The sequence below is a fragment of the Paraburkholderia sabiae genome, assembly GCF_030412785.1.
Classification (GTDB): domain Bacteria; phylum Pseudomonadota; class Gammaproteobacteria; order Burkholderiales; family Burkholderiaceae; genus Paraburkholderia; species Paraburkholderia sabiae.
In genome coordinates, this window is sequence record NZ_CP125295.1 from 4,656,931 (window position 1) to 4,674,434 (window position 17,504).

The 17,504-nt window shown below is 63.9% G+C and carries 13 protein-coding genes; 8 read left to right on the forward strand and 5 right to left on the reverse strand.

Translation table 11 applies throughout. From position 1 onward, the window contains the following. Positions 1 to 6 precede the first annotated feature (6 nt). The 3 genes from QEN71_RS21010 to QEN71_RS21020 all read right to left on the reverse strand — a co-directional run bounded on the left by QEN71_RS21010 (position 7) and on the right by QEN71_RS21020 (position 3,757). Positions 7 to 762 (reverse strand): response regulator, encoded by a 756-nt coding sequence (locus QEN71_RS21010; protein ID WP_201657076.1) that lies wholly within the window; start codon positions 760 to 762, stop codon positions 7 to 9. A gap of 48 nt (positions 763 to 810) precedes the next feature. Beyond that, positions 811 to 1,854 carry an alpha/beta hydrolase gene (locus tag QEN71_RS21015; protein ID WP_201657079.1) on the reverse strand — a complete coding sequence of 348 codons (1,044 nt, stop codon included), beginning with the start codon at positions 1,852 to 1,854 and terminating at the stop codon, positions 811 to 813. 247 nt (positions 1,855 to 2,101) lie between these two features. Further along, positions 2,102 to 3,757, reverse strand: a complete 1,656-nt coding sequence (locus tag QEN71_RS21020) for an FAD-dependent oxidoreductase (RefSeq protein WP_233472035.1) — start codon at positions 3,755 to 3,757, stop codon at positions 2,102 to 2,104. Positions 3,758 to 4,062: 305 nt separating this feature from the next. Here QEN71_RS21020 and QEN71_RS21025 point away from each other — a divergent pair, with 305 nt between their 5' ends. From QEN71_RS21025 to QEN71_RS21055, 7 genes are all read left to right on the forward strand, one after another. Continuing rightward, positions 4,063 to 5,334 carry an epoxide hydrolase family protein gene (locus QEN71_RS21025; protein ID WP_201657082.1) on the forward strand — a complete coding sequence of 424 codons (1,272 nt, stop codon included), beginning with the start codon at positions 4,063 to 4,065 and terminating at the stop codon, positions 5,332 to 5,334. 141 nt (positions 5,335 to 5,475) lie between these two features. Then, positions 5,476 to 10,572 carry a trifunctional serine/threonine-protein kinase/ATP-binding protein/sensor histidine kinase gene (locus QEN71_RS21030; protein ID WP_201657085.1) on the forward strand — a complete coding sequence of 1,699 codons (5,097 nt, stop codon included), beginning with the start codon at positions 5,476 to 5,478 and terminating at the stop codon, positions 10,570 to 10,572. 111 nt (positions 10,573 to 10,683) lie between these two features. Then, positions 10,684 to 11,346, forward strand: coding sequence for a response regulator transcription factor (locus QEN71_RS21035; protein ID WP_201657088.1), 663 nt, complete (start codon positions 10,684 to 10,686; stop codon positions 11,344 to 11,346). Between the two features lie 140 nt (positions 11,347 to 11,486). After that, positions 11,487 to 11,864: a response regulator transcription factor gene (locus QEN71_RS21040; RefSeq protein WP_201657091.1), complete on the forward strand. Its 378-nt coding sequence runs from the start codon at positions 11,487 to 11,489 to the stop codon at positions 11,862 to 11,864. 211 nt (positions 11,865 to 12,075) lie between these two features. Continuing rightward, the gene (locus QEN71_RS21045) at positions 12,076 to 12,465 is read left to right on the forward strand and encodes a BON domain-containing protein (RefSeq protein ID WP_201657094.1); all 390 of its coding nucleotides are present in this window, start codon (positions 12,076 to 12,078) and stop codon (positions 12,463 to 12,465) included. A 106-nt stretch (positions 12,466 to 12,571) separates the two neighbouring features. After that, entirely contained in the window at positions 12,572 to 13,021 is a 450-nt protein-coding gene (locus QEN71_RS21050; protein WP_201657097.1) for a DUF3331 domain-containing protein, read from the forward strand. A 39-nt stretch (positions 13,022 to 13,060) separates the two neighbouring features. Next, positions 13,061 to 14,461, forward strand: coding sequence for an amidase family protein (locus QEN71_RS21055; RefSeq protein WP_201657100.1), 1,401 nt, complete (start codon positions 13,061 to 13,063; stop codon positions 14,459 to 14,461). Positions 14,462 to 14,512: 51 nt separating this feature from the next. Here the strand turns inward: QEN71_RS21055 and QEN71_RS21060 are convergent, their stop codons facing one another. Then, positions 14,513 to 14,962: a universal stress protein gene (locus QEN71_RS21060; protein ID WP_233472036.1), complete on the reverse strand. Its 450-nt coding sequence runs from the start codon at positions 14,960 to 14,962 to the stop codon at positions 14,513 to 14,515. A gap of 135 nt (positions 14,963 to 15,097) precedes the next feature. Beyond that, a complete protein-coding gene (locus tag QEN71_RS21065) occupies positions 15,098 to 15,505 on the reverse strand; it encodes a sigma factor-like helix-turn-helix DNA-binding protein (protein ID WP_201657102.1) in 408 nt (135 codons plus the stop codon). Positions 15,506 to 15,998: 493 nt separating this feature from the next. Here QEN71_RS21065 and QEN71_RS21070 point away from each other — a divergent pair, with 493 nt between their 5' ends. Next, positions 15,999 to 17,468, forward strand: coding sequence for an aldehyde dehydrogenase (locus QEN71_RS21070; protein ID WP_201657105.1), 1,470 nt, complete (start codon positions 15,999 to 16,001; stop codon positions 17,466 to 17,468). Positions 17,469 to 17,504 lie beyond the last annotated feature (36 nt).

Below are 17,504 nucleotides of genomic sequence, written 5' to 3' on the forward strand. Positions count from 1 at the left end.
TGCGCCTCAGGCGTGCTGCCGTTCGCGCATTTCCTCGACGGCCTTGACGGTCGACGAGAACACGTAGCCTTCGTTGCGCAGCGTCTTGATGTAGCGCGGGACGCGGGCGACGTCGCCGAGCCGCTGACGCAGCCGGCTGACCAGCAGATCGATCGAACGGTCGAACGGTTCGGCATTGCGCCGCTGCGTCAGGTTGAGCAACTGGTCGCGCGTCAGCACGCGTTGCGGATGATCGAGAAACACGCGCAGCAGCCGGTACTCGGCGCCGCTCAGCGCGACCACGGCGTCGTCGGTGTCGAGCAGATGACGCGCCGTCGTATCGAGCCGCCAGTCGCCGAAACCGAGCATCTCCGATGCCTCCGCGATCAGCATGCCCGGCGGCAGCATGCGCGTGCGGCGCAGCACTGCACGGATGCGCGCCAGCAGCTCGCGCACGGCGAACGGCTTCGCGAGGAAGTCGTCGGCGCCCATTTCCAGACCGATGATGCGGTCCATCTCGTCGCATTGCTCCGTGAGCAGCATGAGCGGCACCGCGCGATGACGGCCCGCGCGCAGCCAGCGGCACAGCGCGAGACCGTCTTCGCCGGGCAGCATCAGGTCGAGCAGGATCACATCGGGCGTGTCGCGCTCGAGCACGGCATGCATGTCGCGTCCGCTCGACGCGAGCGTGACGCGCATGCCGTTTTTCTCCAGATAGGCAGCGACGAATTCGCGTACGCCGCGATCCTCGTCGACGATCAGCACGTGGTCGGGTTTGTCCATGATGTCAGCTCAAAATGCGACGGATTGCGTGGCGTGGGTCGAACGCGATCACAGCCGCACGACTTGCATGACGGCATCGGCGAACGCCTTAGGCGCTTCCTGCGGCAGGTTGTGGCCGATGCCGCCGCTCACGTCGCGATGCTGATACTTGCCCGTGAACATTTTCGCGTAGGCGGCGGCAGGCGGATGCGGCGCGCCGTTCGCGTCGCCTTCCATCGTGATGGTCGGCACGGAGATGGTCGGCAGCGCAGCGAGGCGCTTTTCGATCTCGTCGTATTGCGACTCGCCCGGTGCGAGGCCGAGACGCCAGCGATAGTTGTGAATCACGATGGCCACGTGATCGGGATTCGCGAACGATGCCGCCGTGCGCTGATACGTCGAGTCGTCGAAATGCCACTTCGGCGACGCGAGTTCCCAGATCAGCCGGTTGAAGTCGTTGCGATTGGCCGTGTAGCCCGCTTCGCCGCGCTCGGTCGCGAAGTAGAACTGATACCACCATTCGAACTCGGCCTTCGGCGGCAACGGCTTGCGGTTCGCTTCGGGCGTGCCGATCAGATAGCCGCTCACGGATACCAGCGCCTTGCAGCGCTGCGGCCACAATGCCGCGATGATGCAGGCCGTGCGCGCGCCCCAGTCGAACGCGCCGAAGATGGCCTGATCGATCTTCAGCGCATCCATCAGCGCGATGATGTCGACGGCGACCACGGCTTGCTGGCCGTTGCGCATCGTTTCGTTGGACAGGAAGCGCGTCGAACCATAACCACGCAGATACGGCACGATCACGCGATAACCCTGCGCGGCGAGAATCGGCGCGACATCGACGAACGCATAGATGTCGTACGGCCAGCCGTGCAGCAGGATCACGGGCTGGCCATCCTTCGGGCCCGTGTCGACGTAACCGATGTTCAGCAGGCCCGCGTCGATCTGTTCGATCGCATCGAACGACGTATGGTGCGCGGCCTTCTTCGCGGCATGCGTGCTCTTCGGCGTCTGCCCGAACGCTAGATTGTGCAGCCCGAGTTCGAGCAGTCCGAGGCCGGCCGCTGTCGTACCCATCAGCCGGCGGCGACGCAGGTTCACCGTGTCTTGCATTGCGTTCTCCTTTTTTGTCATACAGATTTTCTTGTCAGAGCCGTTCGGACGATCGTTCGCTATCGTTTGCTTCATAGAGCGTTTCAAGCGACTTTCGCCTTAAATCATCGATGTGCAAAGATTAGACTGCGGGGTGCATGTGTTCCATACAATCTGCAGCTAGGCAGTTGACTCCAAGGGATGGGCGACCGCATACGTTCGTATAGGTGCGGGCCGGCATTCCCCTTGTATGCCGCGCGGAGCGGGCTCAGGCGACAGGTGAGGGTGCGCTCAGAAACTGATGGATCTCCGCGACGACGGCCGCGCCGTCGCCCACTGCCGCCGCCACGCGTTTCGCCGATGCATTGCGCACATCGCCGATCGCGAACACGCCCGGCACGTTCGTCTGCAACGCGAAGCAGGCCGTATCGGCGCGCACGCCTGCCGCCAGTCCCGTCTTCACGAAGCCGCGTTCGTCGATCTCGACGCTGCAATCGCGCAGCCACTGCGTATTCGGATCGGCGCCTGTGAAGAGGAACAGATGCCGCGTGTCGAACACGCGCTCGCCTTCAGGCGTGTTGCAGATCACGGCCTCGAGTCCCCATTGATCGCTTCTGACCGACGTAATGACCGTCTGCGTATGCAGCGTGACATTGCCGAGCGATGCGATGCGGTCGATCAGATAGCGCGACATGCTCTTCTCGAGGCTGTCGGCGCGAATCAGCATGTGGACGCGGCTCGCTTGCGAAGCGAGATACACGGCTGCCTGTCCCGCCGAATTGCCGCCGCCGACCAGCACCACTTCCGCGCCGCGGCACAAGCGGCCTTCGACAGACGATGCCCAGTAATAGACGCCACGGCCCGCGACATCGTCGAGGCCTTCGATGGCGGGCCGCCTGTAGGCCGCGCCCGTCGCGATCACCACCGTGCGCGACGCGATGCGCTGGCCGCTTTCCAGTTCGAGTTGCAGCGGCATCTGCGCGCAATCGAGCCGGTCGATACGCGTCGGGATCACGACTTCGGCGCCGAACTTCACGGCTTGCGCGAACGCGTTGGCCGCGAGTTCGCGGCCCGATACGCCCGTCGAAAAGCCGAGATAGTTTTCGATCCGCGCGCTTGCGCCCGCCTGTCCGCCAGGACCATGATGGTCGAAGACGATCACGGAGAGTCCTTCGGAGGCTGCATAAACGGCCGCCGCGAGACCGGCGGGCCCCGCGCCCACTACGGCGACGTCATAGGTGCGCGCCGAGTCGAGTTCGGGCAGCAGACCGAGCCGCGCGGCCAGCTCGCGTGCGTCGGGATTGCGCAGCAGCGTGCCGTCCGCGAGCATCACGACAGGCACGTCGTCTCGCCATACGCCCCAATCTTCGAGTAGCGCGCGGATGTCGGAATCGGTTGCGGGATCGGCGACCGTGTATGGATGATCGAGCCGGTGCAGCAGGCCTTCGAGCGCGAGCAGCCGCAGGTCGCCCGAGCGTCCGATCAGCACGGGGCCCGCGCCTTCGCGTACGAGACCGAAGCGGCGCAGCACGAGCGAGCGCATGATGCGTTCGCCCAGATGCGCTTCGGCTACGAGCATCTCGCGTATCTGTTCGGGCGGAATCATCAGCGCTTCGACGTCGTCGAGTGCGAGGCCATCGGCAAGCGCGGGCTTGCCTGTGAGTTGCGCGACTTCGCCGAGGAACTGCCCTTCGCCGAGTTCGACGATGGTCTGCGAGCGGCCGAGCCCATCGCGCCGCGAGAGCCTCGCGCGGCCGCTCAACAGCACGCGCATGCCGAGACCCGGCTGACCGATGCGAAACATGACATCGCCTGCACGCCAGCGCTCAATGATGCCGAAGCGCATCATCTTTTCGACCTCGGCTTTGGTGAAGCGCGGATAACGGTCGTTCGCCGAAGCGTTGTCATGTCGCTGCTGATTCATCGGATTCCTTGTTTTGCGTGCGCGGGAATAATCGCGTTTATGCGGATCAGGGTCAATCCAAACGAAAGTATGATAGGCGCGCCTGTTAATTTAACTGTTCTCTCGCGCAACGTTACGTTATTCATCCAGTTTAAAGCGCGCGTGTTACGAATAAGTACATCGCGGACAAACGCGAGATACATTCGTCGCTTCTAATGAGTGGGACGCTTCGGACGCTGTGATTAATCGGCTCCGCAAGTCGATCGAGCCTTGCCCTGCCAATCGTGCACACAGGTGCCCACTCCTTGGAAACAGGACGACACAGCATGTCTTCAACACCGTTTTCGCCGATGCGGCGTAACGTGCTCGCCGCCACCGTCGCGGCCGGCGCATTCGCGTTATTTCCCGAAGCGGTTTATGCCGCCAGTGACGCGGAGAATATCCGGCCTTTTAAAGCCCATATTCCCGACAGCCTGCTAGCCGATTTACGCCAGCGACTCGCCAATACGCGCTGGCCGGGTAAGGAAACCGTCGCCGACGAATCGCAAGGCGTTCGACTCGAACGCATGCAGCAACTGGTTCAATACTGGGGCAACGATTACGACTGGCGCAAGGGCGAAGCGAAGCTCAATGCGTTGCCGATGTATGTGACGGAAATCGATGGGCTGGATATCCAGTTCATTCACGTGCGCTCGCGGCACAAGAACGCGATGCCGATGATCATGACGCACGGCTGGCCAGGCTCGATCTTCGAACTCGTCAAGGCCATCGACCCGCTCACGAATCCGACCGCCTATGGCGCAAGCGCGGACGACGCCTTCCACGTGGTCGTGCCGTCGCTGCCTGGCTTCGGCTTCTCGGGCAAGCCGACCAAACCCGGCTGGGGCTCGGACCACATCGCGCGTGCATGGGGCGTGCTGATGGAGCGGCTCGGCTACACGCGCTTCGTCTCGCAAGGCGGCGATTGCGGCTCCGTGGTCTCGCACCGGATGGCGATGCAGCACGTGAAGGGCTTGATCGGCATTCACGTGAACATGCCCGCGACGGTGCCACCCGATATCGCGCGTTCGCTGGCGCTCGATGCGCCCGCGCCCGCAGGCTTGTCGCCGAAAGAGAAGAACGCGTACGACAAGCTCGCCGTGTTCTATCGCGACAATTGCGGCTATTCGGCGATGATGGTCACGCGTCCGCAGACGGTCGGCTATGCGCTTGCCGATTCGCCCGTAGGCCAGGCCGCATGGATGTACGACAAGATTTCGCAGTGGACCTATAGCGGCGGCATTCCCGAGCGCTCGCTGACGCGCGACGAGATTCTCGACGACATCTCGCTCTACTGGCTGACCGACAGCGCGACTTCATCGGCGCAGATCTACTGGGAAGACCACTCGAACAACTTCAATGCTGTCGATATCTCTCTGCCCACCGCGATCACGGTGTTCCCCGGCGAGATCTACCAGGCGCCTCGCAGTTGGGCCGAACGGGCGTATCACAATCTGATCTATTTCAACGAGGTCGACAAGGGCGGCCATTTCGCGGCATGGGAAGAGCCGCAGCTGTTCGCTCAGGAAGTGCGGGCGGGCTTCAGGCCGTTGCGTTAACGCACGACCGATCGATCGTTCACGCGCGGGCCGAGCATTTTGCAATCTGAGGCCCGCGTCACATACAGGCGTTGATATGTAACAGGCACGGTACAGTATCGGGCCTGTTACACCTATTGCCGCGCCTGTCACGTCGTTTGCATGATCGATCTTTCTAACCGAAGCTTCATTGAACTGGGTGCGGGAGCGCTCAGACTGCAAAGGGCGGTTGCCAGCGGCATGGCGCCCGTTCTCGTCGCGGGCCGCGCCAACGCGACGCCCGCCGAACTGGCCGCGCTGCAGCGCGAGTACGCGCTGCGCGATGCGTTGCACGAAACCTGGTGCGCCGTGCCGATGGCGATGCAGCCTCACGGCCAGGGCGTGTTGCTGATTCTCGCCGATCCGGGCGGCGAGCCGTTGCGTGCCGACATGTGGCGCGCGGCCGGGTTGAACACATTCCTTACTCATGCCGTGGGCCTTGCTGCCGCCGTCAGCGCGATGCATGCGGCAGGCGTCGTGCATCGTGCGCTGACGCCGGGCAGCTTTCTCGTCGATCAGGGCGGCCGCGCGTATCTGACGGGTTTCGGCTTCGGTTCGTGTGCGTGCAAAGACACGGCGGGCTTGCCCGCTGCCGACTTCGAATGGAGCGAGGCCAGCTTCATCTATATGGCACCCGAGCTTGGCGCACGGATGAACGTGCGGGTCGATGAACGCGCGGATCTCTATTCGCTGGGCTGCATCTTCTATGAGTTGCTGACGGGCGCCTTGCCCTTCGAAGGCGCGACGGATGCCGCCGCGCGCGTGCATGCGCATGCCACGCATCGTCCGCGTCCGCCTGCCGAACTCGCTGCAGACGTGCCGCCGCAACTCTCTCACATTGTGATGAAACTGCTCGAGAAGGCGCCCGAGCAGCGTTACGCCGATGCCGCGAGCCTGTTGGCCGATCTGCGCCGCTGTGCGGATCTGCACGAGCGGCTCGGGCATATCCCGGCATTTGCGCTGGATACGCAGGCCGCGCTGCAATCGCTGCGTCGCGCCGACCGTGTGTTCGGGCGCGACGAAGAACTCGACACGCTGGTGGCGCTGTACGAAAGCGTTGCTCAGAGCGGAAGCGCGCGCGTCGCGTGGATCGCGGGCCATTCGGGCATCGGCAAATCGACGCTGCTGCAGGAAGCGATCACGCGCATACGCCGCACGCACGCGCCACTGCTCGCTGCCGGCAAGAGCGAAGAGGGCCGCCGCACAGCCCCGTACGCGATCCTGATACAGGCGCTGGAGCCGCTGCTGCAATACGTGCTGGGTTGTCCCGACAATGAATTCGCGAACTGGCGCAACCGTATCCGCGAAGCCGCCGGTCCTGCGGGCCGCACGCTCGCGGGCCTGCTGCCGACGCTGACGGCTGTGCTCGGTTCGCAGCCGGGCATGTCGGAAGCGCCGGACCCGCAGCCTTCGCTCGAACGGGAGCGCGTCCTGCAGGGCATGGCGCGGCTGATCGCCTGCTTCGCGACGGCATCGCGTCCACTCGTGCTGTTGCTCGACGATCTGCAATGGACCGACGTCGGCACGCTGCATGTGCTCGAACGTCTGTTGAAGCAGCAAGCGGAAGCCGCACTGCTGTTCATCGGCGCATTCCGGGGCAACGAAGTCGGCGCGGATCATCCGTTGCATGGCGGTCCGCTGGCGGCACGGCAGGACGCGCTGAACATCGAACTCGGACCGCTACACGAAGATGCATTGCGCGAGCTGATCGCGCTGGCGCTGCATCGCGATGCGCACGCGCTCGCGCCGCTGGCAGAGGAAATCGGCCGCAAGACGGGGCGTAATCCGTTCTTCGTCCGTCATCTGTTGCGCGTGCTGGCCGACGAAGGCGCGCTCGAATACGACCTCGATGCGGGCGCATGGGGATGGCATCTCGAACGCGTGATGAGCCATCGGGGCGCGGACAATGTCGTCGATCTGCTCACGCATGAACTCGAACAGTTGCCGCTCGCCGCACAGATCATGTTGCGCGTGCTGGCCTGTCTCGGCGATCGCGCGTCGGGCGAAGCGCTGGCCGTCGCAGCGGCGCTGCCCGAGGGCGAGGCCGCGCAGGGTCTGCAGGCGGCGCTCGGTGCGGGCTGCCTGTCGCGCGACGGCGCGGACTGGCTGTTCCTGCACGACGGCATCCGCGAGGCTGCGTATGCGTCCATTCCGACGGAGGAGCGCGCGCCGCTGCATTTGCAGATCGCGCGTCGTATGCTCGCGCAGCGTGCCGCACAGGCCGATATCTTCGCGATGGCCGCGCAGGTCAATCTCGCGCGGCCCGTCGTAAAGGATCACGACGAGCGGATTACCTTCGCGCGCCTCAATCTCGATGCCGGGCGCGAGGCGAAGGCGGCCACCGCGCATCATTCGGCGTTGGGGCTGTTTCGCGCGGCGCTCGACTTTCTCGGCGACGACGACACCAGCGAAGACGGCCTGATGGCCCGCATGCTGTGCGGAGAGGCGGAGTTCATGACGGGCGCGCTCGAACCCGCCGAAGCGCGGCTTTCCGCGCTGGAGGCGGTCGCGGGCGAAGACATCTTCGGCGCGGACCTCGCGCGTCTGCGCGCGGCGCTCTACACGACGCTCGGCCGCTACGATCTCGCGCTGCAGGTAGGCATCGCGTTCCTGCGCAAAGCGGGTATCGACGTGCCCTTGCATCCGCAGGCCGCCGACGTCGACCGCGAATATGCGCGGCTGCGAGCGTGGCTCGACGAACATGGCATCGACGGCTTGCGCGGTTTGCCTCTCGTCGCGGACCCGTTGCGCCGCGCGATCACCGACATCTTCGCCGACCTGATTCCGCCCGCGCTGTACACGGACCAGGATCTCGTCGACCTGATGCTGCTGCGCGCCGTCAATCTCGCGATCGAGCACGGACATTCCGATGCAACCGCGAACGTGTACACCTGCATGCACCAGATTTTCGCCGCGCGCTACGGCGACCATACGGCCGCGTTGCCGTTCGGCGAACTGGCATTGCATCTCGTCGACGAGCGCGGCCTCGCGCGATATCGCGCGCGGGTCTATATGGTGTTCGGCACATGGGTCGTGCCGTGGGCGTTGCCCGCGCGAACCGGGCGCGACTACATTCGCCGCGCGTTCGATGTTGCCGTTGCCAGCGGCGACCACACGTTCGCGATGTACTGTCCGAGCAACCAGGTGACGGGCATGCTGTTCGCGGGCGAGTTTCTCGGCGACGTGCGCGCGACCGTCGCACGCGGACTCGCGCTGGTACGCGACGCGAATTTCCGTCTGGTGATCAAGTCGTTTCTCGCGAAGTGGGCGCTCGTGACGGCGCTGCAGGACGGCGTGCCCGATGCCGACGAAGAACCGCCGCCCGAGCCCGTCGAAGGCGCGCCCGTGACGCTGGTCGATCTCGCGTACTGGGTGTATCGGATGCAACGGGCGTTTTTATTCGGCGATATCGCCGATGCGCTCGAATCGCGTCGGCGGGCCGAGGCGTGCTCGCACGTTGCGCGCTCGTTTGCGGAATCCGCCGAACTGCCTTACTACGGCGCGCTCACGCTGCTCGCACTGCCCGCGCGCGACGCGCAACAGGAAGCGGCGCTGCGCCGTCATATGGAACGGCTCGATACATGGGCCCAAGCGTGTCCGATCAATTTCGTCGGCCGGCGCGAACTGGTGCGTGCCGAATACGCGCGTGCATACGGTCTTGCGCATGAAGCGGGCGAAGCCTATGCGAAGGCGTTGTCGCACGCGCGCCGCAACGGCTTCACGCAAGTCGAAGCGCTCGCTGCCGAACTGGCCGCGCGCTTTCATGCCGCGCGCGGCGAAGAGGTGCCCGCGCAAGCCTATCTGAATCATGCGCGCGGCGCGTGGCAGCGCTGGGGCGCGACGGCGAAGGTGCGCCAGTTGCAGGCCGACTATCGGGGCTATGTCCATGCGGACAGCGGCGCGCCCGCCGCAAGCCGCTTGCAGGAACTCGACGTGCAGGCGGTGCTGCGCATTTCGAATGCGCTTGCGAGCAACATCGTGCCCGCGCGTCTCGTCGAAACGCTGTTGCGCACTGCGCTCGAAAGCGCGGGCGCCGATCAGGGCGCGCTCGTGCTGCTGCATCGCGGCGTGTGGCGTGTGCCGGCGCGCGCGCATGTGCTCGGCGGCGCGATCGTCGTGTCGCATGACGCGGCCGCATTCTCGTCGGACACGCTGCCCGTATCGATCGTGCATGCCGTGGCGCGCACGCAGGAAAAGCTCGTGCTCGACGACGCGTGCGATTCGCCTGCTTATGCACAGGACGATTACGTGCGCCGCCAGCGTCCGCGCTCGGTGCTGTGTGTGCCGTTGATGCGTTACGCGATGCTCGTCGGCGTGCTGTATCTGGAGAACCATCTCGCCGCGCATGTGTTCACGTCGGCGAAAGCGGCCTTGCTCGAAGTCGTCGCGTCGCAGGCTGCGTTCGCGCTCGAAAATGCGCGTCTCTACGAAGAACTGTTCGAACAGAATCGGCAGCGCGCGCAGGCGGAAGACGAGTTGCGCAACGCGCTCGGCGAACTGGAACGCGCAAGCCGTCTGAAGGCGATGGGCGAACTCGTCGCATCGATCGTGCACGAAGTGGGGCAGCCGCTTGCAGCCGTCGATACGTCGGCGAGCGCGGCATTGCGCTGGCTCGATCGCAATCCCCCGAACATCGGCGAGACGCGCGAGATGCTCACGCACATCAGCCTGAGCGCGACGCGTGCGCGCGCGATCATCCAGGCGTTGCGCGCGAAGGCGCGCAGAGCGGAGCCGCAGTTCGCGACGCTCGATCTGAACGACGCGTTGCGAGAAGCGGCCGCACTCGTCGCGGGCCAGCTCGACGCGATGAAGATCCGGCTCGAACTGCGCGGACTCGATTGTCGCGTGCCGGTGCGCGGCGATCGTATCCAGCTGCAGCAGGTCGCGATCAATCTGCTGACGAACGGCGCCGAATCGATGGCGGCGCTCGCGCAGAACGAACGCAAGCTGAAGCTGATCTGCACGCAGGAAGAGGGCGGGCCCGTTTGCGTGTCGGTGGAAGATCTCGGCAGCGGCATCGATCCGCAGATCGCGGAACGTCTGCTCGAACCGCTCTTCACGACGAAAGAAAACGGCATGGGCATGGGGCTCGCCATCTGCAATTCGATTGTCGAAGCACATGGCGGAACACTCACGCTCACGCCGCGCGAAGTGCGGGGCACGCGCGCCACGTTCACGCTGCCGTGTTTCGCGAATCCAGCGCCGCATACGATCGTATGATTGCCTTGCGTGCGCGGCTGAGCCTCGTGGACCGCGCCAGGTCCATTTGTTACCATGAGCGGCCGTTTTTTCCAGCGGCCATCCGCGTCATCGAAAACATCAACAGCAACGATGTCCAAATCCACGCCTTTCCAGACAGCTTCCTCTGATTCCGATGCCCGCCTCGTGTATGTCGTCGACGACGATGAACTCGTGCGTGGCGCGCTGTCGGGGCTGCTGCGCTCGATCGGTATCGATGTCCGCACGTTTGTGTCGACGGAAGATTTTCTCGCCGCCGACAAGCCTGCCATTCCCTCGTGCCTCGTGCTCGACGTGCGGCTGCGCGGGCAGAGCGGACTCGCGTTGCAGCAGACGCTGATCGAAGACGGACGGCTGCATATGCCCATCATCTTCATGACGGGCTATGGCGACATCGCGATGTCGGTAAAAGCGATGAAGGCGGGCGCGATGGATTTTCTCGCCAAGCCGTTCCGCGATCAGGACATGATCGACGCCGTCATCGCCGCGCTCGAACGCGACGAGCGGCGGCTCGCATCGGATCGTTCGCTGCACGCGATGCGCACGGCCTGGGAGTCGCTCACGCCGCGCGAACGCGAAGTGCTGCAGCATGTCGCAACGGGGCTGTTGAACAAGCAGATCGCCGCGAACATGGGCATCGCGGAGATCACCGCGAAGATTCATCGAGGCCAGGCGATGCGCAAGATGAGCGCGCGCTCGGTCGCCGAACTGATGCGCAAAATGGAAGCGCTCGGGATCGTGCACGTGCCGCGCTAACGGCGCGTTTTTTTTGCGGGATGCAGGCGCGACATATACGATCATATGATGGCGGCGCGGCAGGTCGCGCTCTATCCTGAAGCTGCCGGGCAAGCTTGGGATCCGCTCATTCGCTTGCCTCGTCATCAGCGAGAGTGTCCTTGTCCCTGCACAATAACGAGCTAGTCTCCATCGTCGACGACGATCCCCTCGTGCGCGCCGCGACCAGCAGTCTGGTGCGATCGTTCGGATGGGACGCGCGGGTTTTCGCATCCGCTCCGGAGTTTCTCGCTTCCGATACGCTCGAACGCACGCGTTGCCTCGTCTGCGATGTGCAGATGCCCGAGATGGACGGCATCGCGTTGCTGGACGCGCTCGAACGCGAGAGCCTCCTCATTCCCACCATCTACATCACTGCCTTCGCCACGGTTCGCATTCGCGAGCGCGTGCAGGCGGGCGCGGCGCTATGCCTGATCGAAAAACCCATCGTCGCAGCGGAGCTCGAAACGTGGATCCGCCGCGCGCTACACCATCGCTGACGTCAGATTGTGGCGGCGCTAACATCGCCTCTGATTGCGCTGGCTGAAACGGCGCAATGAGCGAAGCCGCAATGCAACCGTCAGCCCGATACATTTGGATACGTCGAGGAAACACAGACGATACATTGCGCGTTTCTAATTATCGGCAGGCGTCGGAGTCAGATCATCTGGCGGCCTGCAGCTCAGTTTTCACAACGACAAGGACAAGACAATGAAACTCCGCCAATTTCTGATCGGAAGCGGCCTCGCCGCAGCGGTCGCATTCTCGTGCGCACCCGTCTTCGCTGCGGATTCCGCAGCATCGGCAACGGACGCAGCCGCGACGACCAAACCTGCCGCGCAAGCCGGCACGTCGAAGAAGCAGATTCGCGCGGCTAATCGCGCATTCTCCAAGACCGTGCAGAAGTCGATCTCGAAGACGAAGGGTCTGGAAGACGCGTCGATCACCGTGTTCGGCAACGCGAAGACGGGCGCCGTCACGCTGGCCGGCCAGATCACGAGCGAAGACCAGGATCATCTCGCCGTCGATACGGCGAAGCAGGTGCACGGCGTGACGTCCGTCACCAGCAAGCTGACGCTGCGCGAGCAAGGCGGCGGCTGATCGCTGCACGACCCGCGATGGCGCTCTCATGCAAAACGCGCGAGAGCGCCAGCCGAACCAATCACGTTTTCACGCTATAGCCGCGACAGTGACGGGAGATAAGTCGATGAACGCGCTATCCGAACTATCCGAACACAATATCGTGCTGCGCACGCTGCTGAATGTGCTGGATCCCTCGGCGGAACAGCGCAACGCGTGCACGAAAAACCGCTATGCAGCGCTGAAGAAACTGCGCGTCACGATACCGACGCCCGCATCCGAAGTGCGCGAAGTGCAGCCGAAGCCCGCGCATATCGTCGTGCAGGAAAGGCTCTCGTCGTGCACGATCAGCGTATCGTGGAGCGATCCGTGCACCGGCCGATACACCGAGCAGATATGGCGCAGCGGCCTGGCGCGCGATGCTGCCGTGTGCGCGCTGACGGGCCGCGCGATCAGCCGTGGCGACGCCGTGTTTCGGCCGCGCGCGCACGACTTCCATGTACCGTCCAACCAGCATCAGATGATCCTCGCCGCGACCGTCGACGGGCACGCCGAAGCCGATGTGTCCGTTGCTTGAGCGGCATCATTGACAGTCCGAATTCCTATCGAGGACAACATGAGCGAACTATGGCGTTTGTCCGCGGCTGAACTTGCGAGGCGCGTCCGATCGCGCGAAGTCTCCGCGCGCGACGCGGCGCGCTCCGCACTCGCACGTCTCGACGCGGTGAATCCCGTCATCAACGCGGTCGTCGCGCACAAGCCGGAGTGGGTGCTCCAGCAGGCCGACGACATCGATCGCGCGATCGCACGCGGCGAAGATCCGGGGCCGCTCGCGGGCGTGCCCGTCACCGTGAAAATCAACACGGACCAGGCCGGCTTTCCGACGACGAACGGCACGCGTCTGCAAGAAAACCTGATGGCCGAAGCGAGCAGCCCTGCCGTCGACAATCTGTCGAAAGCGGGCGCCGTGCTGCTCGGCCGCAGCAATTCGCCGACCTTTGCGTTGCGCTGGTTCACGTCGAATCAGGTGCATGGCCGCACGCTCAATCCGCGCGACGCGTCGCTGACGCCGGGCGGATCGTCGGGCGGCGCGGCGGCGGCCGTCGCCGCGGGCATCGGACAGCTTGCACTCGGCACCGACATCGGCGGCTCGATCCGCTATCCGGCTTACGCTTGCGGCGTGCATGGACTGCGGCCGAGCTTCGGACGCGTGCCCGCCTTTAACGCGTCATCGCCCGAACGTCCGATCGGCGCGCAGCTGATGTCGGCGACGGGACCGATCGGACGCACGATCGAAGATCTGCGCCTCGGTCTGCTCGCGATGGCTGCGCCCGATCTGCGCGATCCGTGGTACATGCCGATGCCGCTCGAAGGGCGCGCGGTGCCGTTGCGCGCAGCGCTGTGCCTGCGTCCGGGCGGCATGCAGATCGCTAAGGAAGTCGAGGACGCGCTGCACGATGCGGCACGGCGGCTCGTCGATGCAGGCTGGAGCGTCGAACAGATCGACGACGTGCCTTCGCTGCAGGAAGCGGGGCAATTGCAGGAGCGTCTATGGCTCGGCGACGGCTTCGACGCGCTCGCCGACAATGTCGCGCGTGACGGCGATCCTGGCGCGGCTGCCGTCGTTGCGGCGGCGCGTCTGAAGGTGAAGGATCTGCCCGCCGATGTGATCAGCCGGTCGCTGGTGCGACGTACCACGCTGGTGCGTCAGTGGCGTCTGTTCCTCGATCAGTATGCTGTCGTGCTGATGCCCGTCTCCGGCGAACTGCCGTTTCCCGACGATCTCGATCAGCGCGGACCGGAAGGCTTCGAGCGCGTATGGGATGCGCAACTCACGATGCGCGCGCTGCCCGCGATGGGTTTGCCGGGGCTCGCCGTGACGACGCAACTGGTGAACGGTGTGCCCGTCGGCGTGCAGATCGTTGCCGCGCATTTCCGCGAAGACTTGTGTCTGCTCGCGGGCGAAGCGATCGAGGCGCGCGGCGTGCCGGTTTCGCCCGTCGATCCGATCGTTTGAACTTCCCGTTGTGCATGCCGGGCGGCTTTCGTTGCCGCCCGGCATGCCGTACTACACAAGCGGCGGCGTCACCGTCACGATCGTCGAGCCGCGCAGGCGTTCGGCAAGATCCAGATGAACGGGGCGCTCGCCCCACCAGCGCGCGAATCCTCTTTGCACGCGATGGCCGATCACCACGATATCGGCGTGAAAGGCGGCCACGTGCAGTGAAATCACATCGGCGGGGCGTCCGTACTTGAGATGGCCGTATGCGGTGACGCCCTGATTCGCGAGATGTTCTACTGCTGTGTCGAGCGCGTGTCGAGCATGTTCTTCAATGCTGCTGCACGCGAGGTCCGACAGCATGCCCGCACAGGACACATTCGCCGTCACCGAATCCACGACGGAAACGACGTCGACGTGTGCCGACAACGCCAGTGAAAGTTGTGAGCAACGATTCAACGCAGCTTGCGCTTCGGCACTATCGTCGTACACCAGCAGCATTCTCGAGAAGGATGACATGTTCGATCAGGACAGTAACGGAATACGCGCATCGTCGTATTCCGGTTGAAAGAGAGAGTTGAGCAGGGCCTTTGTCCGGCTCTATCCGATGCGAAATTTCGGATGCCTGATTCGACAACACTTCGCTAGACGGATCTATTCCGCGCGCATGTGCCGGTGTGTGCCGATCTGTCGTGCCGCGCACGATGCGCCGATAACCTTGCGTGCCGTGCACAATCGTTCGACGACGACGGAGACATCGACGCCGAGCACGCCGGCGGCTTCTTCGTAGTCGAGACCTTCCGCATTGACCAGCAGCATCGCGATACGCTGTGTTCGCGTGAGCTGTTCGATCGCACTGATTGCGTGTCCGATCACTTCATTCATTCGCGTAGCTGGATCGAATTTCGCATCGCTGCACATGACGCTCGAGGCCGCATGGACGCAATGACGCTGCATGCGGCCACGCGAATCGTCACGCCATAGCGAATAGATGATGGAGAACATGCCGTGCAGCGGCGAAGCATCGCGTGCAAGCTTGTTTTCGTTTTCGAGTGCGCGCATGCAAGCCTGCTGAACCAGTGCTTCCGCTTTGCATTCGTTTTCGGCTAGCCTTAATGCAAATGACCAGAGCCGCGGAAGCATGGCTGGCAGAACGAGTGGGAGATCGATACACTGCATCGCAATCGTGAAGCTGAACAGAAAACGTCCCTGCTGTGGGTAGCGCAAGGAGCCTCATACTGTATCGCTTCAATGCACCGGATGCCTTGTCCATGGGGCGCGTTTGTCTTGTCTGTGACGCGCATTTCGCGCGGTCAATCTGCAGCGTCGCTTGCGCAAAGTACTCGGCGACATCGCTTTGAAACGATTTGTTTCCCGCGCTGCGCCAGATACATTCAGACATATTCCGGCGCGTCGAATGCGCTATAAAGGGACGTTTTCATAAAGCGCGTTTTGGACAAGCGTCGAACCGCTCTGGACAATTCCCGAAAGAGTCGAATCACTACACTGAAAGATCACACCTTTTCTCTGTAGAAGACTTTTTGGCGGGATGACTATGATCGAGTACTCCACTGCACTGTCGTCGAACGTTCGCGAGCGGTTTTTCATCGATGGCGAATGGGTTGCAAGCCATTCCGGCGCGCGCCATGTTCTCGTTTCTCCGGCGACGGAAAAGCCGTTCATGTCGGTTCCGCTCGCGGACGCCACGGATGTCGAACGTGCGATAGCAGCCGCGCGCCGCGCATTCGATAGCGGTCCGTGGCCGAAGATGTCGGGCGCGGAGCGCAGTGTGTATTTGCAGCGTTTGACGGAGGAAATCCGGCTGCGGCTACCGCTGCTTGCGCAGTTGTGGACGGAGCAGGTGGGCGCGCCGATCACCTTTGCAAACGGGCTGCTGCCCGTCGGCATTACGCGCTTCGAGTTCTTTTCGGAACTGGCGAAGACCTATGAATTCGAGGACGCGCGGCCGACGCGGCGCGGACATGCGCGCGTGCGCCGCGAGCCTGTCGGCGTCGCCGCGTTGATCGCGCCGTGGAATGCGACGTTCCCGATCGTGTCGCAGAAGATTGCTGCGGCGCTGGCGGCGGGCTGCACGGTCGTGGTGAAATCGCCGGTTGAGAGTCCGCTGGATGCGCTGATCATCGCCGAATGTGCGGCCGCTGCGAGCCTTCCGCCTGGTGTGCTGAATGTCATCACGGCGGGCCGCGACGAAGGTGCGCAACTGGTGCAGTCGCGTGACGTCGACAAGATCAGCTTCACGGGCAGCGTGGCAACAGGCCAATGGATCGCGCGCGCGGCCGTCGACAGAATGGCGCGCGTGACGCTCGAACTCGGCGGCAAGTCGGCAGCGATCCTGCTCGACGATGTCGATCTGTCTTCGGCGCTGGCCGCGTTGACGCCGTTCACGATGCCGTTTTCAGGGCAGATCTGCTTCGCGCAGACGCGCATTCTTGCGCCACGCGCGCGGCATGACGAAGTGGTGAGCGCGTACGCTGAGATTGTGTCGAAGCTGAAGGTGGGCGATCCGCACGATGCCGATACGCGCATCGGGCCGCTCCTCAATGCGGTGCAGCGCGATCGCGTGCGTGCTTATATCGATCGCGGCGTGAAAGAAGGCGCGCGGCTCGCGTTGGGCGGAAGCGGCAACGTAGGCTTCGACAAGGGCTATTTCGTCGAGCCCACGGTATTTGCCGACGTCGCGCCGGACATGACCATCGCGCAGGAAGAAATCTTCGGACCCGTCGTGTCGATTCTTCCTTACGACAACATCGACGACGCCGTGCGCATTGCGAACGATACGCCGTATGGCTTGAGCGGCTCGGTGTATGGCCGCGATCCGGAGCAGGCCTACGCGCTAGCGTGCCGCATGCGCGCCGGCAACATCGGCGTGAACGGCGTCGAGCTGGCGGCCAATGTGCCGTTCGGCGGCTACAAATTATCAGGAGTCGGCCGCGAGGGCGGTCGCGAGGGACTGGAGGCCTACCTCGAAACCAAGGCAGTGTTCATGCCGACGGCAGCAGGGTAACGCGTAATCGCGCGTGCCGTGCCTGTCCGTTTCAGA